This window comes from Nakamurella alba, assembly GCF_009707545.1.
Lineage (GTDB): Bacteria > Actinomycetota > Actinomycetes > Mycobacteriales > Nakamurellaceae > Nakamurella > Nakamurella alba.
The window spans coordinates 494,126-512,780 of the sequence record NZ_WLYK01000008.1 but is presented as its reverse complement, the minus strand read 5'-3'; the positions used below and the strand labels follow the sequence as shown (position 1 = coordinate 512,780).

The following is an 18,655-nucleotide window of genomic DNA, read 5'->3' as shown; positions in this document are numbered from 1 at the left end:
CTGGACCGGGGGCGTGCCGCTGTCTACCATCCCGCCAACGGGCAGGTCCTTTCCAGCAGCGGAAGTCGGTGGACGGTGGTCGGTGCGGTGGACGAGGCGCTGCTGCAGCGCCTGGACGCCGTCCCGCTGCTGGCCACGCCTGACCGGGTCGTCTCCGAACTGACCGGCGGCCTGACCAACCGCAACCTGCGGGTCGACCTGCCCGGGACGTCCGCGGTGGCCCGGTTGTCGGACCCGACCGGCGCGCTGCTGGCCATCGACCGCACCGCCGAGGACCACAACAGCCGGGCCGCGGCGAGCACCGGGATCGCGCCCGACGTGCTCGACTTCCGGCCCGACGACGGCGTGCTGGTGGTGCGTTTCGTGCCCGGCCGGACCCTCACCGAGGCCGACGTCCGCGACCCGGCAATGCTCCCGCGTATCGCGGCGGCGGTGCGCACCCTGCACTCGGCGCCGCCGTTCCTGGGCACCTTCGACATGGCCGTCCGGCAGCGGGAATACCTGTCGACCTGCGTGCGGCTGGGGCTGCCGCTGCCCGCCGGGTACACCGACCACCTCGACACCTGCGCCGAGGTGGTCCGGGTGCTCGCCCTGGACCCGCCGCCCGCGGTGCCGTGCCACAACGACCTGCTCGCGGCGAACTTCATCGACGACGGCGGCCGCCTGTGGATCATCGACTACGAGTACGCCGGCACCGGTGACCCGAGCTTCGAGATCGGCAACATCGCCGGGGAGTCGCTGCTGGACGACGACGCGGCCGACGCGCTGGCGATCGCGTACTTCGGCACCGCGGACCCGCGGATGCCCGCCCGCTGCCGGCTGCAGACGCTGTTGGCCCGGTACGGCTGGACGCTGTGGGGTGTCATCCGGCAGCACGCGATGACGCCCGCCGTGGATCTGACCGAATGGACCATGGACAAATACGAGCGGGCGGTGCGAACCTTCACCGCGACGGCTCTGCCCTCGCTGCTGCGGGCCGCCGCCGGCGCCGGTCCCTAGCTCCGCGGTCCGCGCCGCTCCACCGGTCCCGTCACCCCGTCCCGTCATTCCCGACATCCCGGATCCGTCTCCGGTCCGCAGTCAGCGCCACCGCCCTGCCCGTCCCTGCTCCCCCAGGCCCCCGAAGGAGTGTCCCGTGGCGACCGCACCCGAACTGTCCGACGACGAAGCACATCTCGCCTCGCTCGGCTACAAGCAGGAGCTGCACCGCAGCTGGTCCGGCTTCTCCAACTTCGCGATCTCGTTCTCCATCATCTCCATCCTGGCCGGGTGTTTCACCTCGTTCGGACTGGGCTGGAACAACGGCGGACCGGCCGCCATCGCCTGGGGCTGGCCGATCATCTCGATCTTCATCCTGCTCATCGGGTTCTCCATGTCGGAGCTGGTCTCCGCGTACCCGACCTCCGGCGGGATCTACTGGTGGGCAGCGAAACTCGGCGGCCCGAAGGCCGGCTACTACACCGGCTGGCTCAACCTGATCGGCCTGATCGCGATCGTGGCATCGGTGGCCTACGGCTGCGCCACCTTCCTGGACCTGACGCTGAGCACGTTCAGCGAGTCCTGGGCCGAGGGGTACAGCCTGTACCGGGTGTTCCTGATCTTCCTGGCGATCCTGGCGATCGCCGCGGTGGTCAACATCTTCTCCAGTCAGCTGCTGGCGATCCTGAACAACGTCTCGGTCTGGTGGCACGTGGCCGGCGCGCTGATCGTGGTGCTGGTGCTGGTGGTCGTCCCCGACCACCACGCGAGCGCGGGTGACGTCTTCGGCACGCTGGTCAACAACACCGGCCTGTTCGGCGGCGAGACCTCCGGCTTCGGCTTCCTGCTCTACGTGCTGCCGATGGCGGCCATCCTCACCCAGTACACGATCACCGGCTACGACGCCTCCGCGCACCTGTCGGAGGAGACCCGCAGCGCCGCGAACGCCGCGGCGAAGGGCATCTGGCGGTCGATCTTCTACTCGGCGATCGGCGGCTGGATCTTGCTGCTGTCCTTCCTCTTCGCAGTGCAGGACATCGACGGCGTCTCCGCCGGCGGTGGCGGCGTGGCCGTCATCTTCGGCCAGGCGCTGACCTCCGGCTGGGCCGGCGTCGTGCTGCTGATCTCCACCGCGGGCCAGTTCTTCTGCACTGTCGCCTGCCTGACCAGCTGTTCCAGGATGCTGTTCGCGTTCTCCAGGGACGGCGCGGTGCCCGGTGCCAAGCAGTGGGCCTCGCTGTCCCGCAGCCGGGTGCCGGCCAAGGGGGTGCTGCTCTGCGCGGTGGTCGCCGCGATCATCACGCTGCCCGCGCTGGTCGAGGTGGACATCAACGGCGCCCCGGTACCGGTGGCCTTCTTCGCCGTCGTGTCCATCGGCGTGGTCGGGCTGTACGTGTGCTTCGCGATCCCGATCTTCCTGCGCTGGCGGATGGGGGACAGGTTCCCGGTCGGGAAGTGGAACCTGGGCCGGAAGTACAAGTGGATCAACGCGATCGCACTGGTCCAGATCGTGCTGACCTCGATCGTGGCGCTCTTCCCGACCTCGGCCGGCGGAATGCCCTGGGACTCCAGTTTCGAGTGGAAGTTCGTGAACTACACCCCGCTGCTGGTCGGCGGCGCGCTGATCCTGCTCTGGATCTTCTGGCACGTGTCGGTGAAGAAGTGGTTCACCGGGCCCAAGACCACCGTCGACCTGCCGGCCGGCGTCTCGTCCTCCGACGAGATCGGCCTGGAGAAGCGCGGCGGGTCGGCCCACGGCGGCTGACCCGGCCAGGATGCCGGATCCCACCCGGCCTTCGTAGACTGCGAGCGCACGACCCCCCGGGCTGCGTCCGGGAGGTCGTGCGCCCGCAGCATCCGTCAGAGCCACAAGTGGCGCGCGCCCCTCGCACGCGCGGAAGGCAGGAGCCGATGTCGGGACGTGCCCGCAACCCCCGGCTGCTCGACGTCGAGCAGCTGCGACTGCAGATCGCGTCCGGGGAGGTGGACACCGTCGTCGTCGCCTTCACCGACATGCAGGGCCGGTTGCAGGGCAAGCGGCTGCACGCGCCGTACTTCGTGGACGAGGTGCTCGCCCACGGCACCGAGGGCTGCAACTATCTGCTCGCCGTTGATGTCGACATGAACACCGTTCCGGGATATGCCATCTCGTCGTGGGAGAAGGGCTACGGCGACATGGTGTTCGCCCTGGACCTGGACACCATCCGGGTGCTGCCGCACCTGCCGGGCTCGGTGATGATCCAGTGCGACCTCACCTGGCTGGACGGCACCCCGGTGCGCGAGTCGCCGCGGTCGGTGCTGCAGGCGCAGGTGGACCGGGCGGCCGCCGCCGGGTACACCGCGTACGCCGGCACCGAGCTGGAGTTCATCGTCTTCGAGGACACCTACGACGAGGCCTGGGATCTGGGGTACCAGCACCTCACCCCGGCGAACCGCTACAACGTCGACTACTCGATCCTGGGCACCACCCGGGTCGAGCCGCTGCTGCGCGACCTGCGCAACACCATGTACGCGGCCGGCATGACCGTGGAGTCCGCCAAGGGCGAGTGCAACTACGGGCAGCACGAGATCGCCTTCCGCTTCGACGAAGTCGTCACCACAGCGGACAACCACTCGGTGTACAAGAACACCGCGAAGGAGGTCGCCGACGCACACGGGCGCTCGCTCACCTTCATGGCGAAGTACGACCAGCGCGAGGGCAATTCCTGCCACATCCACCTGTCGCTGCGGGGCACCGACGGATCGACGGTGTTCTGGGACTCCGCGGCCGAGGGCCGCACCCCACTGTACGAGCACTTCATCGCCGGCATCCTGGCCACGATGCGTGAGTTCACCCTGCTGTACGCGCCGAACATCAACTCCTACAAGCGCTTCGCCGACGGGTCGTTCGCCCCGACCACGGTGGCGTGGGGCAACGACAACCGCACGTGCTCGGTCCGGTTGGTCGGCCACGGCGGCTCGGCACGGCTGGAGAACCGTTTGCCCGGCGGTGATGTCAATCCGTACATGGCGATCGCCGCGATGCTGGCCGGCGGGCTGCACGGGGTGGAGCAGCAGCTGGAACTGGAACCGGAGACCGTCGGCAACGCCTACACCTCCGGGAAACCGGTGGTGCCGAAGACGCTGCGCGAGGCCCGCGACGCCTTCGCCGGGTCGGCGGTGGCGCGGGCCGCGTTCGGCGACGACGTGGTCGACCACTACGTCCACGCCGCGGACACCGAACTGGCCGCCTTCGAGGCCGCGGTGACCGACTGGGAACTCCGTCGTGGATTCGAAAGGCTCTGAAATCCGGTGACCCTCGCAGTCATGCCCTACCGCGGTCCGCTCACCGGCGACGGCGGGGTGACCACCCTGGTGTCCCCGTCCACCGGCCGCCCGCTCACCGAGATCCCGCAGGCCTCGCTGCTGGAGACCGACCGGGCGATCGAGGCGGCGCACGCCGCCTTCCCCGCCTGGCGCGCGGTGCCGCCCGGCGAGCGGGCCGAGATCCTCCGCCGGTTCGCCGATCTCGTCGGTGCGGCGGCCGACGAGCTGGCCGCGCTGGAGGTGGCGAACTCCGGACACACCATCGGCAACGCCCGCTGGGAGGCGGGCAACGTCCGGAACGTGCTGCACTATTACGCCGCCGCCCCGGAGCGGCTGTTCGGCCGGCAGATCCCGGTGGCCGGCGGCGTGGACATCACCTTCCACGAGCCGCTCGGCGTCGTCGGCATCATCGTGCCGTGGAACTTCCCGATGCCGATCGCCGGCTGGGGGTTCGCCCCCGCGCTGGCCGCCGGCAACACCGTGGTGCTCAAACCGGCCGAGGTGACCCCACTGACCGCCGTCCGGCTCGGCGAGATCGCGCTGGACGCAGGCATTCCCGAAGGCGTGTTCACCGTGCTGCCGGGCCGCGGATCGGTGGTCGGCGAGCGGTTCGTCACCCACCCGCTGGTCCGCAAGATCTGCTTCACCGGCTCCACCGACGTCGGCAAGGGCATCATGGCCGGCGCCGCGGCCCAGGTGAAGCGGGTGACGCTGGAGCTGGGCGGGAAGAGCGCGAACATCATCTTCGCCGACTCCGACCTGGCGGCCGCCGCGTCGTCGGCGCCGGGGTCGGTGTTCGACAATGCCGGGCAGGACTGCTGCGCCCGGTCCCGGATCCTGGTGCAGCGCAGCGTGTACGACGAGTTCCTCGGCCTGCTGGAGCCGGCCGTCCGGGAGTTCCGCACCACCGACCCGGAGGACCCGGCGGCCGAGATGGGCCCGCTGATCACCTCGGCGCACCGGGAGAAGGTGGCCGGGTACGTGGAGAACGCGGACGTGCTGTTCACCGGCGGCGCACCGGGCGGCGACGGATTCTGGTTCCCGGCCACGGTCGTCACGCCGCGCTCGGTGCAGGACCCGGTGTGGCGGGAGGAGATCTTCGGCCCGGTCGTCGCGGTGCTGCCGTTCGAGGACGAGGCCGAGGCGATCGCCATGGCCAACGACACCGAGTTCGGGCTGTCCGGATCGATCTTCACCTCCGACGTCGGCCGGGCGCTGCGGGTGGCCCGGGCGGTGGAATCCGGGAACCTGTCGGTGAACTCGCACTCCTCCGTTCGCTACTGGACGCCCTTCGGCGGCTACAAGCAGTCCGGCCTCGGGCGGGAGCTCGGCCCGGACGCGCCGGACGCCTTCACCGAGACCAAGAACGTCTTCATCGCCACCTGACCCCGCGGACGTCCTGCATCCCGTGAGCAACAGCTCACCGGTTGTCGGACGTCCGGGCACTCGAGAAAGAGGAACACCAGCAATGACCGGACGTCTGCAGGGCAAGGTCGCCGTGATCACCGGCGGCTGTTCGGGGATCGGGCTGGCCACCGGCCGCCGGTTCGCGGAGGAGGGCGCGACGGTGGTGATCGGCGACCTCGACGACACCCGCGGCCCGGCCGTGGCCGAGGAGCTCGGCGGCGCGTACCTGCGCACCGACGTCACCGACCCGGACGGAGTCGAGGCGCTCTTCGCCCTGGCCAAGAACACCTACGGCAGCGTGGATGTCGCCTTCAACAACGCCGGCATCTCGCCGCCGGAGGACGACTCGATCCTCACCACCGACCTGGCCGCCTGGCGCAAGGTGCAGGAGGTCAACCTGACCTCTGTCTACCTCTGCTGCAAGGCCGCGCTGCCCTACATGCTGGAACAGGGCAGGGGCTCGATCATCAACACGGCGTCGTTCGTCGCGGTGATGGGGGCGGCCACCTCGCAGATCTCCTACACCGCTTCCAAGGGCGGGGTGCTGTCGATGAGCCGCGAACTCGGTGTGCAGTTCGCCCGGCAGGGCGTGCGGGTCAACGCGCTCTGCCCCGGCCCGGTGAACACCCCGTTGCTGCAGGAGCTGTTCGCCAAGGACCCGGAGCGGGCTGCCCGCCGATTGGTGCACAACCCGGTCGGCCGGTTCGCCGAGCCCACCGAGATCGCCAACGCCGTGCTGTTCCTCGCCTCCGACGAGTCCAGCTTCATCACCGCGTCGCAGTTCCTGGTGGACGGCGGCATCTCCGGCGCCTACGTCACCCCGCTCGACTGACCGAACCCGGCGGATCCTGAACATCCGGTGGCCCTGAGGAGCATCGGATGTTCAGGATCCGCGGCGGTATCAGTGGTGTCAGTGGTGCCGGCCCGGCCGGCGGCGACCCAGCAGCACCAACCCGCCGCCCAGGGCCAGCAGCAGCATGCCCAGGGTCAGCGGGGGCTGCACGTCCGCGCCGGTGTCCGGCAGGGCGTGATGCGTCGTGCTCGTGGTGCTTGTCGGGATCGTGGTCGGGTCGGTGGTCGGGGCAGTGGTGCTGGTGGGCAGCGCGGTCCCCGAGGTGGTGGTCCCGGTGGTAACCGTCGGGGAGGCCGTCGACGACTGCGTGGGTGAGACCGTGGTCGGGGTGGCCGTTGTCGGCGAAGCCGTGGTGGTCGGCGCCACTGCGACGAAGGTGATGCTGCAGGTGATGTCGTCGGCGAGCTGCAGTTGCACGGTCCCTCCGCAGGTCCACGCCCCGGCCTGGTACCCGGCAGGACCGCCGGAGGCTGTCAGGCTGTAGTCGCCGACCACCACCGGCTGGTCGACGATCGCCGCCGACCCCTGGCGTCCGGCGACGGTGACCGGGCCGGTGGCCTGCAGCGTCCAGTCCGCGGCGGACGCCGACCCGCCCTGGACGGTGGCGGCGAGGGTGATGCGCGGGGCGATGTTCTCGACGGCGAGGGTGCAGTCCATCGCGGTGTCCGGGGCGAGGACGATCTGCAGACCGTCCTGGGTCGACTCCCCCTCGATGCGGCAGTCGGTGGCGGCGAGGCGGTAGCCGGCCGGCAGGTCCACCGTCAGTTCATAGGTCTGCTCCGGCCGGACGAACCCGGAGCCGGACCCGTCGGCGACCACCGGTTCGAGCCCGGACGGGACGGTGCCCGTCGGGGTCGCGGTGATGGTGACGTCGGCCGGGGTCGCGGTGCCGCCGGCCGAGTTGTCGACCACCGCGGTCAGCGACAGGTCGGCGGTCACGTTGACCGCCTCGCAGTCCAGGTACTCGCCGAACGCGGCGACGACGGATCCGGCGGAAGGCTCGTCGGAGCCGAAACCGCCTCCGTTGCTGCCGGTGTCGATCGGGTTGCAGTCCCAGAGCGGCGCGCCGGTGCCCGGCTCGAGCGCCTGCACGTAGCGCGGATCGCCCGCGGACTCGGTGAGCGCGTAGTCGACCTCGGAGGTGAGGAACGCGGTCACCCCGGAGGTGCCGGACGGACCGGGCAGGGAGCCGTCCGGTCCGGTGCCGGTGAGTGTCCAGGCATCGGGGTCGCCGTCACCGCCGACCAGCCGGTTGAGCAGGGTCAGCCGTGCCGTGCACTCCACGGCGTTGATCACCGACCAGGTGTTCGCCCCGGTGACCAGCACTGCGGTCGACGGCAGCACGGTGCCCGGGGTGATCGTCGCCCCCAGGTAGGTGCAGCCCGGCGGCAGCTCCGGCACCCCGGACACGGTCTGGTCGATGGTGATCGACTGACCCTGGACGAAGCCGCCGAGCTCCACCCCGTACGGGGCGGGGACGTCGTCGATCAGCAGCTCCGAGCTGAGCTGCACCGGCTGCGCACCGTCGTCGTAGAGGACACCGTTGACCACCCAGGCGGTGTCGACCTCGACGGTGGCGGCGCCGGGATCGGCGATCTGGTAGGCGGTGCAGCTGATCGGCTGGTCGCTGCCCACCGTCACGTCGAAGGCGCCGACGCCGGCTCCGGTCACCGGCACCGGCGATCCGTCGGACAGGTTGGTGCAGACCGCCGGGTCGCCGCCCGGCTGGAACGGGGCGTACCCGGCCTGCTGGGTCACCGCCACCGTCACCTCGGCGGACGTCGTACCGCCGCCGTAGGCGAGGTCGAAGGTGAGACCACCACTGGTGTCGGTGGTCCCGGACGGCGGGGTGATCGCCGCCGACGGCGAGGTCGCGGTGTACTGCCAGCCGGCAGCGGGGACGGCGTCATCGATGTCACCGCCGAACGGGATGACCTCGTTGATCACCGAGATCCGGCCGGCGCAGCCCTGCAGCGCGAGGGTGCGCAGGGTGGCGGCCGCGGCGGCGTAGTCGGTGGACTGGTAGTAGTCGCTGTTCGCCACCGGGCCGGAGATCGCGGCGAGATTCGCGGCGGGGCCGCTGATCCCGGACCCGACGCCGAGCGCGACCACCCGGGTGCCCTCGGCCTTGATCGCGTTGGCGGAGAAGATGCCGTTCTCCACCTCGACGAACCGGCTGAAGGTGCCGGGCCCGCGGGAGGGCTCGTCGTAGAAGGACGGGTTGCCGTCGGTGATGACGATCGTCAGGTCGTAGTCGTTCTGCGCCGCGGCGACCTGGGCCAGGCCGCGGTCCCAGTTGGTCCCGCCGGCGCCGCCGCCCTGCACGGTGACGCCGTTGATCCAGCCGTCCACCACGGCCGCACCGGTTGTGGTCGAGACCGGCGTCAGCGGGCGGTTCTGCGAGTTCCCGCGGTTCGCCGGGGCGTTGGTGGCGAAGGTGAACAGGGCCACCTGACTGGGGGTGCCGACCAGCGAGTCGACCAGCGTGCCGGCCGCCGACTTCAGCGCGGGCAGCGACGACCCGACCGAGGCCGAGAGATCCAGCACCAGGGCAACTCTCAACCCGCAGTCACCGATGTCAGGGTTCTCCCGCGACTGCTGCCAGACGCCGCTGCTGGCGGTCCGGTCCAGCCCGCCGCCGCCGGTCATGAAGTCGACGCCGGAACGGTACTGCCGGTTCGGCCGCAGCTCCGGGGTACGGAACCGGTAGGGGGTCAGCTGGGAGTCCGAGCCGGTTGCGGAGCCGGTGCGCAGCGCCGTGTTCGACGTCCAGCCGGCCGGCGCAGAGATCTCCTTGACCACGAAGGACCGGCGGTGGTTGACCCCGCCGAACTGCACCGACGGCACCACGAAGTAGCACTCGCCGACGGCATCGGACGTGCACACGCCCCAGGTCGGGTCGACCGGCTGCGCATCGTTCGCCGCCCGGAAGAGGCCGAGCCGCACCCCGGCCAGCACCTGCACCCCGGACACCGCGATCCGGTCGCCGCCGGTCTCGACCACCACCACCGCCGAGGTCGGCCCGCCGGTGGGGGCGGCCGGTGCCGGCACCGGAGCGGCAGCCGCGGCTGCAGCCGGAAGGGCAGCAACCGCGGCCGGAACGGCACCGGCCGTGGCGACCGGGCCGATCAGCCCGACCCCGAGCACCGCTGCTGCGAGCACCGCACCCCAGCGACGCACCCGTTGACCGCGCATGACAGATCCCCTCCGGTGGTGTCCCGGTCCGGGACGTGAAGACCCACCGCAGAGTGGAGCCGCGCTGCTGCAGCACCGCTGGTGGACCGCCCACCGACTACACAGAGTGCCGAGACGGGGACGCTTCGGAGTGTAAAGGCTGTGTCATGCTTCGGCCAGCCCCGGCCGCACGCTCAGACGGCGGCCGGAACGGCGGCGCTCACCCGTCGGTCGGAGCGCCGCGCGGCGACCGTCAGCCCGATGGCCCCGAGCACCATCCATCCGAGCAGCACCAGCACCGGACCCCACACCGAGGCGTCGGGGAAGTACGCGGCGTCCCGGAGCAGGGTGCCGGCCGCGCCGGGCGGCAGGTACTGCCCGATCGCGCCCCACGGGGAGGGCAGCAGCGCGGGCGAGGAGGCGATGCCGGACAGCGGGTTGCCCAGGATCATCAGCACCAGGGCCGCCACGCCCATCCCGGCGACGCCGAGCAGCGACACGGTCCCCGCGACGAACGTCCCGGCGGCCACCGCGGCCAGCGCGAAGGCGCCCGCGCTCGCGAGGTACCGGCCGTCGATCACCCCAAGCCAGTGCAGGACGAGCGAGAAGAGCAGCCCGGCCGCCACCGCACCGGTGGCGAGGGCGACCAGCCGGTCCCCGGTCCGGCGGAACCGCAAGCCGGCGACCGCGCCCAGCGCGAGACCGGCGACGATCATCGGGAAGGCAGCGGAACCCAGCCCGGCACCGCGGGCGTCGTCGGCCGGCAGCGGCACCACGTCGGTGACCTGGACCGCAGCCGCGCTGCCCGACAGCTCGGTGGCGGCCGAGGTGAGCAGCTGGGCGATCACCGGCGAACCGGCGGAGGCGATCAGCACCTGCGGGCCCTGCGCGGTGATCACCAGCGCGCCGGCCGCGGTGCGATCCTGCAGGTCGGCGATTGCCTGCTGCTGGTCCGGGACGGCGACCAGCTCGATCGCCTCCTCGCCCAGGCCGGCCGAGATGCCGGCCCGGATCTGCTGGACCGCAGCATCCGGGCCCACCACGTCGACGACCAGCCCGTGCGGCTTCGCGTTCACCGCGAGCGAGACGAACAGCGCCAGCAGCGCGGACAGGCCGATGGCGACCACCAGGCCGGTGCCGACCGCTGCGCGCCACCCGTGCGGCGACCGACCGGCGGCTTCGTGCGCACCCTCGGGGCGCACCTCGGGATCGATGCTCATCACGGACTCCTTCAAAGAATGAACATTCGGTTTGGAACGCGATCAGGATGCACCCGTGGCGCGGTCGTGTCAAAACGAATATTCGATCGGTTTAGAATCGGGTCATGCCGAAGGTCAGCGAGGAGCACCGCGCGAAGCGGAGGCAGCAGATCCTGCGGGCCGCGATGAAGCGGTTCGGCGAGGGCGGGCTGCACAGCACGTCGATGGCCGACGTGATCGCCGAGTCCGGCCTGTCCGCCGGCGCGGTCTACCTGTACTTCAAGTCCAAGGACGAACTCATCGCGGCCGTCGCCCAGGAGGTGCTGGGCGGGGTGATCGCCCGGGTCGAATCGCTGCGCGACGCCCCGGTGCCGGCCAGCCCGGGCGAGCTGGTCTGTGCACTGCTGGACCGGGCCACCAGCAAGCACCAGCCCTCCCCCATCTCCTCGCTGCCGCTGCTGATGTCGGTGTGGAGCGAGGTCACCCGCAGCGACGCGGTGCTGCGGATCGCCGAGGGCTGGATCACCCGGCTCCGCGACACCATCACCGATGTGGTCCGCCGGTGGGGCGAGCACCGGGAGATGCCGGTCGATGCGGACCGGCTGGCACCGCTGATCATGGCGATGGTGCAGGGCTACCTGCTGCAGATGGTGATCGGCACCGCCCCGCCGGTCACCGAGTACCAGGAGTCCGCCTGGGCGATGCTGACCGCCGCCGGGCTCACCTGACCGGCGCCGAACCGACCTGACTGCCGGCGGTCCCGTTCGCGCCCGCCGCAGCGAGCCGTTCCTGTTCGGGGCCCGGGCGCCCCGCGGAGCACCCGGGTCCGGCGGCTCGGCACCGAACACGCCGATGCCCTCCGGACGTCAGCGTCCGGAGGGCATCGGCAGGGCTCGCGTCAGGACTGGACGAACACCGCCACCGTCCGGCCCGGGACCGTCACCGCGTCGGCGCCGACGGTCGCACCCTTGACCACCGGATCCGACCCGCCGGCCTGGATCGGCGAGAGGCTCAATCCGGCAGCACCGTCCACGGCGACCGACTGCGCATCCGGGGAGGCGTTGAAGACGACCACCACCCGCTGCAGGGCCGGATCCACGTCGGCGCCGACCCGGTCGTCGATCTGCATCGCGATCACGCCCGGCGTCTGGTCCGGCCCCGAGGTGAGGAACGAGACCTTCTGCTGGATCAGCGATGCCGAGCCGAGCCGGAACAGCGGCGAGGAGTACCGCAGCTCCAGCACGTCCAGCGCGCCGGCCCCTGCGGCCTGGATGTCGGCGGCCGCCGGCTTGTTCGCCGGGTCGGCGAGCAGCGGCGTCATGTAGGGCCACTTCGCCGAGTTCGCCGCCTCCGGTGGCAGTCCCGAGCCGAAGGTCGACTCGGTGCCGGTCCAGTCGATGCGATTGAACCAGTCACCGGAGTTGTACGAGTCACGGTCCAGCGACTTCGACCGCAACAGGTCCGCGCCGGCGTGCCAGAACATCGGCCCCTGACTGAGCGCCACGGTCGATAGCGACAGCGTGTTCATCCGTACCTTGTCGGCCATCGCGGTGCCGACCGGCAACTTGTAGGTCAGCGCGTCGAACAGGGTCTCGTTGTCGTGGGCGTCGACGTAGTTGATCGTCTCCGACGGCTGCGCGGTGTACCCGGTGGGTGCGCCGTTGTAGTCGATGTCGGCACCGGTGACCGTCGCACCGGTGGCGTCGGTGAAGGTGTAGCCGGCGAGGTTGCCGACCAGGCCGACCTTGATCCGGTCCTGGTCCAGCAGCAACGTGGCCAACTGCTCGTCGGCAGAACCTTTGTCACCACCGGTGTTCGGGTCCGTGTACAGCCCGGACCCGAAGCCCTGCTTGCCCGGGTTCTCGTCGAACGGACCGCCGCCGCGGACCGAGTCCCGCAGCCGGTCGTTGAAGGTCCCGATGCCGGTGCCGGCCATGTTCGCCTGGGTGGCCTGCTCGAACAGGGCGTTGTCGGCGACCTCGCCGAAGTTCCAGCCCTCGCCGTAGACGTAGATCTTCTTCCCGTCCACGCCGTCCTTGGCGACGGTCAGCTTGTCGAGCGCGGCGCGCACGGCGAGCAGGTTCGCCTTCGGGTGATGACCCATCAGGTCGAACCGGAACCCGTCCACCTTGTACTGCTTGGCCCAGGTGACGACCGAGTCGACGACGAGCTTGCCCATCATCGCGTGCTCGGGCGCGGTGTTGGAGCAGCAGGTGGAGTTCTCCACCGCGCCGGTGGCCGAGAGCCGTTGGTAGTAGCCGGGAACGATCCGGTCCAGCACCGACTTCGGGTCCTGCCCGGAGGCCGCGGTGTGGTTGTAGACCACGTCCATCACCACCCGCATCCCGGCGCCGTTGATCCCGGCCACCATCTGCCGGAACTCCTTGGTCCGGGTGGTGCCCGACGGGTTCGTCGAGTACGAGCCCTCCGGCGTCGTGTAGTGGTACGGGTCGTAGCCCCAGTTGAACCCGTCGGTCGCCGCGACCGCGGAGGTGCAGGCCTGCTGCTCCTCGCCGGCCGGATCGGCCGCGGTGAGCGCGGGCAGGTCGCAGGCCGGGGTCTGCTGCTTGCTGCGGTCCTCCTCGATGGTGGCGATGTCGAACACCGGCAGCAGGTGCAGCGTGTTCATCCCGGCGTCGGCGAGCGCCTTCAGGTGCTGCATGCCGGCCGAGCCGGTGTCGGTGAATGCCAGGTAGGTGCCGCGGTGTGCGGCCGGCACCGTGGTGTCGGAGATGGAGAAGTCACGCACGTGCAGCTCGTAGATCGACGAGTCGACCGGTTGCGGCAGTGCGGGTTTCGCCAGCTTGTCCCACCCGGCCGGCTTCAGCGACGCGTCCGACAGGTTGGCGATCACCGACTTCGCCGAGTTCGTGGTCAGCGCGACGCTGTACGGGTCGGTGACCAGGTTGGTCTCCACCTTCCCGGTGGACGGCACGTAGACCGTCACCTTGTACCGGTAGGTGCCGCCTTTCCATCGTGGATCGGCAGCGCCCCACCAGGTGCCCTTGTCGTCCTGCACCATCGGCAGAGTGATCTCCCGGGTGGATCCGGGCGGGCCGACCACCAGCTGCACCTTCTGCGCCGTCGGCGCCCACAGCTTAAAGATCGGGATCGAGCCCTGCCAGACGATGCCCAGCGCCTGCTTCGTGGCGCCGGAGTACAGGTCGTCCAGCACCCACGGCAGCTGGACACCGGTGGCGTCCATCAGCTTCCCGGCGTCGTCGTAGGCGGCGACCACCACCTGGCCCTTGAGGATCGCGGCCAGCAGCTTCTTGTCGCGCACCGCGGAGGAGGGCAGTTGCAGGGCGTCGTACCCGGCGAGGTTCGGGTGCTTGCCTTGCAGCGCCGCGGGCAGGCCGGTGGCCGACCGGGTGAGCGCGATCGACGAGCCGCCGGTCACCGCGGTGGCGTCGAGGCCGAGACCGCCCTTGCTGCTGTAGTGCAGCCGGTAGTGCCACTGGTTCGCCGTGTCCGGGAGGTCCCAGGCGATCCAGTTGCGGTTCAGCCACTGGGCTTTCGACTGCGAGAGATCCGCAGCGGTGGACGCCGCGGCGGTCACCGTCAGCACGTGGGTGTCCAGCACGTAGGAGAACGTGGTGACGGCGCCCGGCGGCACGGTGAACGGGATGTTCGCGCCACCCGCCGCACCTCCCAGCCCGTAGTTCTCGTCCCAGGACAGCCCGTGCGCGACCTTCGCCTCGTACGAACCGGGCGGGATCAGCGCGGTGGAGAAGGTGTAGGTGCCGTCGCCGTCCGGGTCCTGCAGCCAGGGTCGCATGCAGTCCGGTGACCAGTCACCGGCGCAGCCCAGCTCCGACTGGTGCGATCCTGCGACGGTGATGATCGGACCCTGGGCGTCGCTGGTGATCCAGTGCGAGGCCGGGTCGTAGTAGAAGGTCACCGGGTCCTCGCCCACGGTCAGCGGGATGTTGCCGCCGTCGCGGACCGCGCCGGCACCGTAGTTCTCGGTCCAGGAGCCGTTGAGCGCCACCTTGTAGGCGTAGTTGCCCGGCGGCAGGTCGAAGGTGGCCTTCCAGATGCCGTCGTTCGCGTCGAAGGTCATCATCGCGGCCTCGCAGTCCGGCTGCCAGTCGCCGGGGCAGCCGATCTCGGAGTCGAGATCACCGGCCACCGTGACGGTGTCGGGCTGGGTCTCCGGCGGGTCGTTCTGCGCACCGCCCGGGGTCGCGGTCGGGGCCGGGTCGCCGACGACCGCGGAGGTGCGGGCCAGGGACAGGTTGTTGCTGCTGTCCTTGAGGATCGCCCGGTACTCCACCACGGTCCCCTTCGCCAGCCCGGACACGTCGTGGAAGACGCGGTACGGGGCGTTGTCGTCGGTGCCCAGCACCTTCCACGCGGTGGTACCGGCCGGCCGCCAGGCGAAGGTCACCTGGTTGAAGCCGCCCTGCGGGACCGCGACGGAGACCGCGGCGCGGCCGCCGACGGTGGAACCCGGCGCGGCGGTGAACACCGGCGTCGGCGCCTTGCTCTGCTTCGCCAGCGCCGAGGTCGCCTTCCACACCATCGCCGTCAGCGGCGGAACCGTGACGGTGAGCCGCTTGTCGGCCGTGCTGCGGGCCGTCTTCGCGCCGCCCCACAGCCCCTGGTAGGTGCCGGAGGCGTTGAACACGTCGAAGGTCGCCGTCTTCGCCTCGGTGGCGTTGTTGATCGCGACGACGTACTCCACCTTCTTGGTGGCATCGATCCGACTGACCGCGAAGATGCCGGCGCTGTTGGACGAGTAGCGCGGGATCTGCGCGCCATCCGCCAACGTCGGGTGCGCGTCACGCAGTTTCGAGAGCTTCGCCAGCGCCTGGTAGACCGGGTTGGTGGTGCCGTAGTTGTCGACAGCCGTGGTGCTGTCGGTACCGATCAGGTCGTCGTCGTTGTACGAGGCGACCTGGCTGGCGAACATGTCCTGGCGGGCGTCCTTGTCCCCGCCGTCGCCGACGAAGCCCTGCTCGTCGCCGTAGTAGGTGACCGGCTGGCCACGGGTCAGGTACATCAGCTGCTGGGTCAGCAGGTCGCGCTGCAGCAGTTCGTCTCCGGACGATCCGGCGGAGGACAGGAAGTAGCCCACCCGGCCCATGTCGTGGTTGCCGAGGAACGTCGGGAGCTGATAGGCGTTCGAGTCGGCGTCGGTGTACCAGTCGTCCCCGGCGTACAGCTCGGCAAGCTCGGAGGTGGCCCGGCCGGTGCCGAAACCGACTGCGCGAGACTGGAAACCGAAGTCCAGTGTGGCCTGCAGCCCACCGGTGGTCGTGTAGTAGGACATCTTCGCCGGGTCGGCGTCGTAGACCTCACCGAACTCGAAGAACTGCGGCTTGCCGGCCGCCGCCGCGGCCGCCCGGGTCTCTGGCGCGAACTTCTGCCAGAACTCGGTGTTGACGTGCTTCACGGTGTCGATGCGGAAGCCGTCGATGCCGAACTCGGCCCAGAACTTGTAGACGTCGATGAGACCGTCCCGCACAGTGGGATTCTCGGTGAACAGATCGTCCAGACCGACGAAGTCGCCGTAGATGTCGCCCTCGGTGCCGTCGAAGGAGGCGTTGCCGCGGTTGTGGTAGTAGGTCGGGTCGTTGAGCCACGCCGGCACCTTCACGGTCTCGTCGGCGGCCGTCGGGAAGGTCGGCACGTAGGGGAACGAGGTGGCCGGGTCCAGCTCCGGGAAGGTGTCACCGGCGGCGTAGTCCAGGTCGTTGAACTCGTTGCCGGCGGCGTCCTTGTACGGCGTCGTCTCCTTCGAGATGTACTCCGACGGCGTGGAGATCACGTCGGCGGTGTGGTTGGTGATGATGTCGAAGAAGACCTTCATCCCCTTGGCGTGGGCCTTGTCGATGAGCGTCTTGAGCTCATCGTTGGTGCCCAGGTGCGGGTCGATCTGGGTGAAGTCGGTGATCCAGTAGCCGTGGTAGCCGGCGCTGACGTTCACGCCCTCGCCCTGGACGGGCTTGTTCTTGAACGACGGCGTGAGCCACACCGCGGTGGTGCCCATACCCTTGATGTAGTCGAGCTTGTCGGTCAGACCCTTGAGGTCGCCACCGTGGTAGAAGCCCTTGTCGGTGGGGTCGTAGCCGGTGGCCAGCCGCTCCTCGGTGCCGGGATCCGCGGTGTAGCCGCCCTTGTCGTTGGTCGGATCGCCATTGGCGAAGCGGTCGGTCATCACGAAGTAGAAGCGCTCGCGGGTCAGGTCCTCGCGGAGGCTGTCCGACGCCATCTTCCGATCGTTGTAGTTCAGTCCGGGCTGCGCCGCGGTCGGCGTGATGGTGCCGAGGTGGGTCTCCTCGTCGTAGGTGAACGTCAGGGCGGTGTCGCCCTGGATCACCACCGGGATGTTGCCGCCTCCGCCGTTCGCGCCGTACGCCTCGTCCCAGGAGTGGTTGATCGCGTACTTGAACTCGTAGCTGCCGGACGGCAGGGCGAAGCTCGCCGACCAGGTGCCGTCACCGGCCGCCTGCAGGTCGGTGCTCGCACACTGCGGCTGCCAGTCCTCGGGACAGCCGAGTTCGGACTGGAAGCTGCCGGCGAGTGTGACGCTCGGCGGCGAGTCGGCGGCCGTGACGACCGGCACGGCGGTCGCGGTCGCCGGGGTCAACAGTCCGGCGACGACCGCGGCGCCGGACAGGACGGCCAGGGCCCTGATCCGCCGACGGGACGTACGGGCACGCGCAGAGGCGGATCGGTGCATCGTTGCACTCCTGGTGTTTCCGGGACCTGCCTGATCAAGGCGTGTCCGAATTGCCGGAATTGCCGTCCTGCTCCCAGGTGTCGGGGGCAGACCGGTCCTGTGACCGTAGGCAGCCCGGCGTGACCCGGCATCCGCTGTGCGGGGCCACACCCTGATTTCACACATTCGGCCGGACGGCTCCCGCGTTCCGTGCGCATCCGGGGCACGGATGGCGGATGGACCTGCCGCGCCGACCGTGATCCGGTCGGCCGCACCTGCGAGACTGACGGTGATCGGAACCGACCTCGAGGAGGCGTGCGTGGCGCGACCGGTGATCGGCATCAGCACCTACACCGAGCCGGCCTCCTGGGGGAGCTGGGAGGCGGTCCGGGCCGCACTGCTGCCGGAGCGGTACGTGGAGGCGGTACGAGGTGGCGGGGGCGCAGTGGTGCTGCTGCCGCCGCTCGGTCCGGGCGACGACGCCGCGGCGCTGGTGTCCCGGCTCGACGGCCTGGTGATCGCCGGCGGCGCCGACGTGAACCCCTCCCGCTACGGGGAGCTGCCGCACGCCGCGACCGCCGGCTGGCGCGACGACCGGGACGTGTCCGAGCTGGCCCTGCTGGACGCCGCCGACGACCTCGATCTGCCGGTGCTCGGCATCTGCCGCGGCATGCAGGTGATGGCGGTGCGGGCCGGCGGTCGGCTGCACCAGCACGTGCCGGACGTCGCCGGTCACGACCGGCACTCCCCCGGCCCCGGTCTCTACGGCCCGATCGAGGTCGATCCGGTGGCAGGGACCCGGGTGGCGGCGCTGCTCGACGGCGGGCACCTGACCGTGCCCTGCCACCACCACCAGTCCGTCGCCGAGCACCCCGGTTTCGCGCCCGCCGCCTGGTGCGCCGACGGCATCCTCGAGGCGATGGAGGCGCCGGGCGACCGGTTCGTCGTCGGCGTCCAGTGGCACCCGGAGACCGACACCGACCTCCGCCTCTTCGCCGGGCTGGTGGCCGCGGCCGCCGATCGGCAGGTCGCCCGCGCCTGAGCGCCTCAACAATTCCGGCCGGCCGGGAG

The 18,655-nt window shown here is 70.5% G+C and carries 10 protein-coding genes; 7 read left to right on the top strand and 3 right to left on the bottom strand.

What is annotated here, in order from left to right:
• Positions 1 to 87: 87 nt before the first annotated feature.
• From GIS00_RS20070 to GIS00_RS20050, 5 genes are all read left to right on the top strand, one after another.
• Positions 88 to 999 carry a phosphotransferase gene (locus GIS00_RS20070; RefSeq protein ID WP_196073373.1) on the top strand — a complete coding sequence of 304 codons (912 nt, stop codon included), beginning with the start codon at positions 88 to 90 and terminating at the stop codon, positions 997 to 999.
• A gap of 136 nt (positions 1,000 to 1,135) precedes the next feature.
• On the top strand, positions 1,136 to 2,743 hold the full coding sequence (locus GIS00_RS20065) for an amino acid permease (RefSeq protein WP_322098196.1): 1,608 nt from the start codon (positions 1,136 to 1,138) through the stop codon (positions 2,741 to 2,743).
• Positions 2,744 to 2,889: 146 nt separating this feature from the next.
• On the top strand, positions 2,890 to 4,263 hold the full coding sequence (locus GIS00_RS20060; protein ID WP_154770179.1) for a glutamine synthetase family protein: 1,374 nt from the start codon (positions 2,890 to 2,892) through the stop codon (positions 4,261 to 4,263).
• A 21-nt stretch (positions 4,264 to 4,284) separates the two neighbouring features.
• Entirely contained in the window at positions 4,285 to 5,670 is a 1,386-nt protein-coding gene (locus GIS00_RS20055; protein ID WP_154770178.1) for an aldehyde dehydrogenase family protein, read from the top strand.
• An 82-nt stretch (positions 5,671 to 5,752) separates the two neighbouring features.
• Positions 5,753 to 6,523, top strand: coding sequence for a 3-oxoacyl-ACP reductase (locus tag GIS00_RS20050; protein WP_154770177.1), 771 nt, complete (start codon positions 5,753 to 5,755; stop codon positions 6,521 to 6,523).
• 78 nt (positions 6,524 to 6,601) lie between these two features.
• Here GIS00_RS20050 and GIS00_RS20045 read toward each other — a convergent pair whose 3' ends face one another.
• Both GIS00_RS20045 and GIS00_RS20040 read right to left on the bottom strand, forming a co-directional pair.
• Positions 6,602 to 9,739: an LPXTG cell wall anchor domain-containing protein gene (locus tag GIS00_RS20045; RefSeq protein WP_154770176.1), complete on the bottom strand. Its 3,138-nt coding sequence runs from the start codon at positions 9,737 to 9,739 to the stop codon at positions 6,602 to 6,604.
• Positions 9,740 to 9,912: 173 nt separating this feature from the next.
• The gene (locus tag GIS00_RS20040) at positions 9,913 to 10,938 is read right to left on the bottom strand and encodes an ABC-2 transporter permease (protein WP_154770175.1); all 1,026 of its coding nucleotides are present in this window, start codon (positions 10,936 to 10,938) and stop codon (positions 9,913 to 9,915) included.
• Between the two features lie 104 nt (positions 10,939 to 11,042).
• Between GIS00_RS20040 and GIS00_RS20035 the strand changes: the two genes are divergently transcribed.
• Positions 11,043 to 11,645: a TetR/AcrR family transcriptional regulator gene (locus tag GIS00_RS20035; protein ID WP_154770174.1), complete on the top strand. Its 603-nt coding sequence runs from the start codon at positions 11,043 to 11,045 to the stop codon at positions 11,643 to 11,645.
• A 170-nt stretch (positions 11,646 to 11,815) separates the two neighbouring features.
• Here GIS00_RS20035 and pulA read toward each other — a convergent pair whose 3' ends face one another.
• Positions 11,816 to 17,605 carry a pullulanase-type alpha-1,6-glucosidase gene (gene pulA, locus GIS00_RS20030; RefSeq protein WP_154770173.1) on the bottom strand — a complete coding sequence of 1,930 codons (5,790 nt, stop codon included), beginning with the start codon at positions 17,603 to 17,605 and terminating at the stop codon, positions 11,816 to 11,818.
• A gap of 298 nt (positions 17,606 to 17,903) precedes the next feature.
• Between pulA and GIS00_RS20025 the strand changes: the two genes are divergently transcribed.
• Positions 17,904 to 18,626 (top strand): gamma-glutamyl-gamma-aminobutyrate hydrolase family protein, encoded by a 723-nt coding sequence (locus tag GIS00_RS20025; RefSeq protein ID WP_322098195.1) that lies wholly within the window; start codon positions 17,904 to 17,906, stop codon positions 18,624 to 18,626.
• Positions 18,627 to 18,655: the final 29 nt, after the last annotated feature.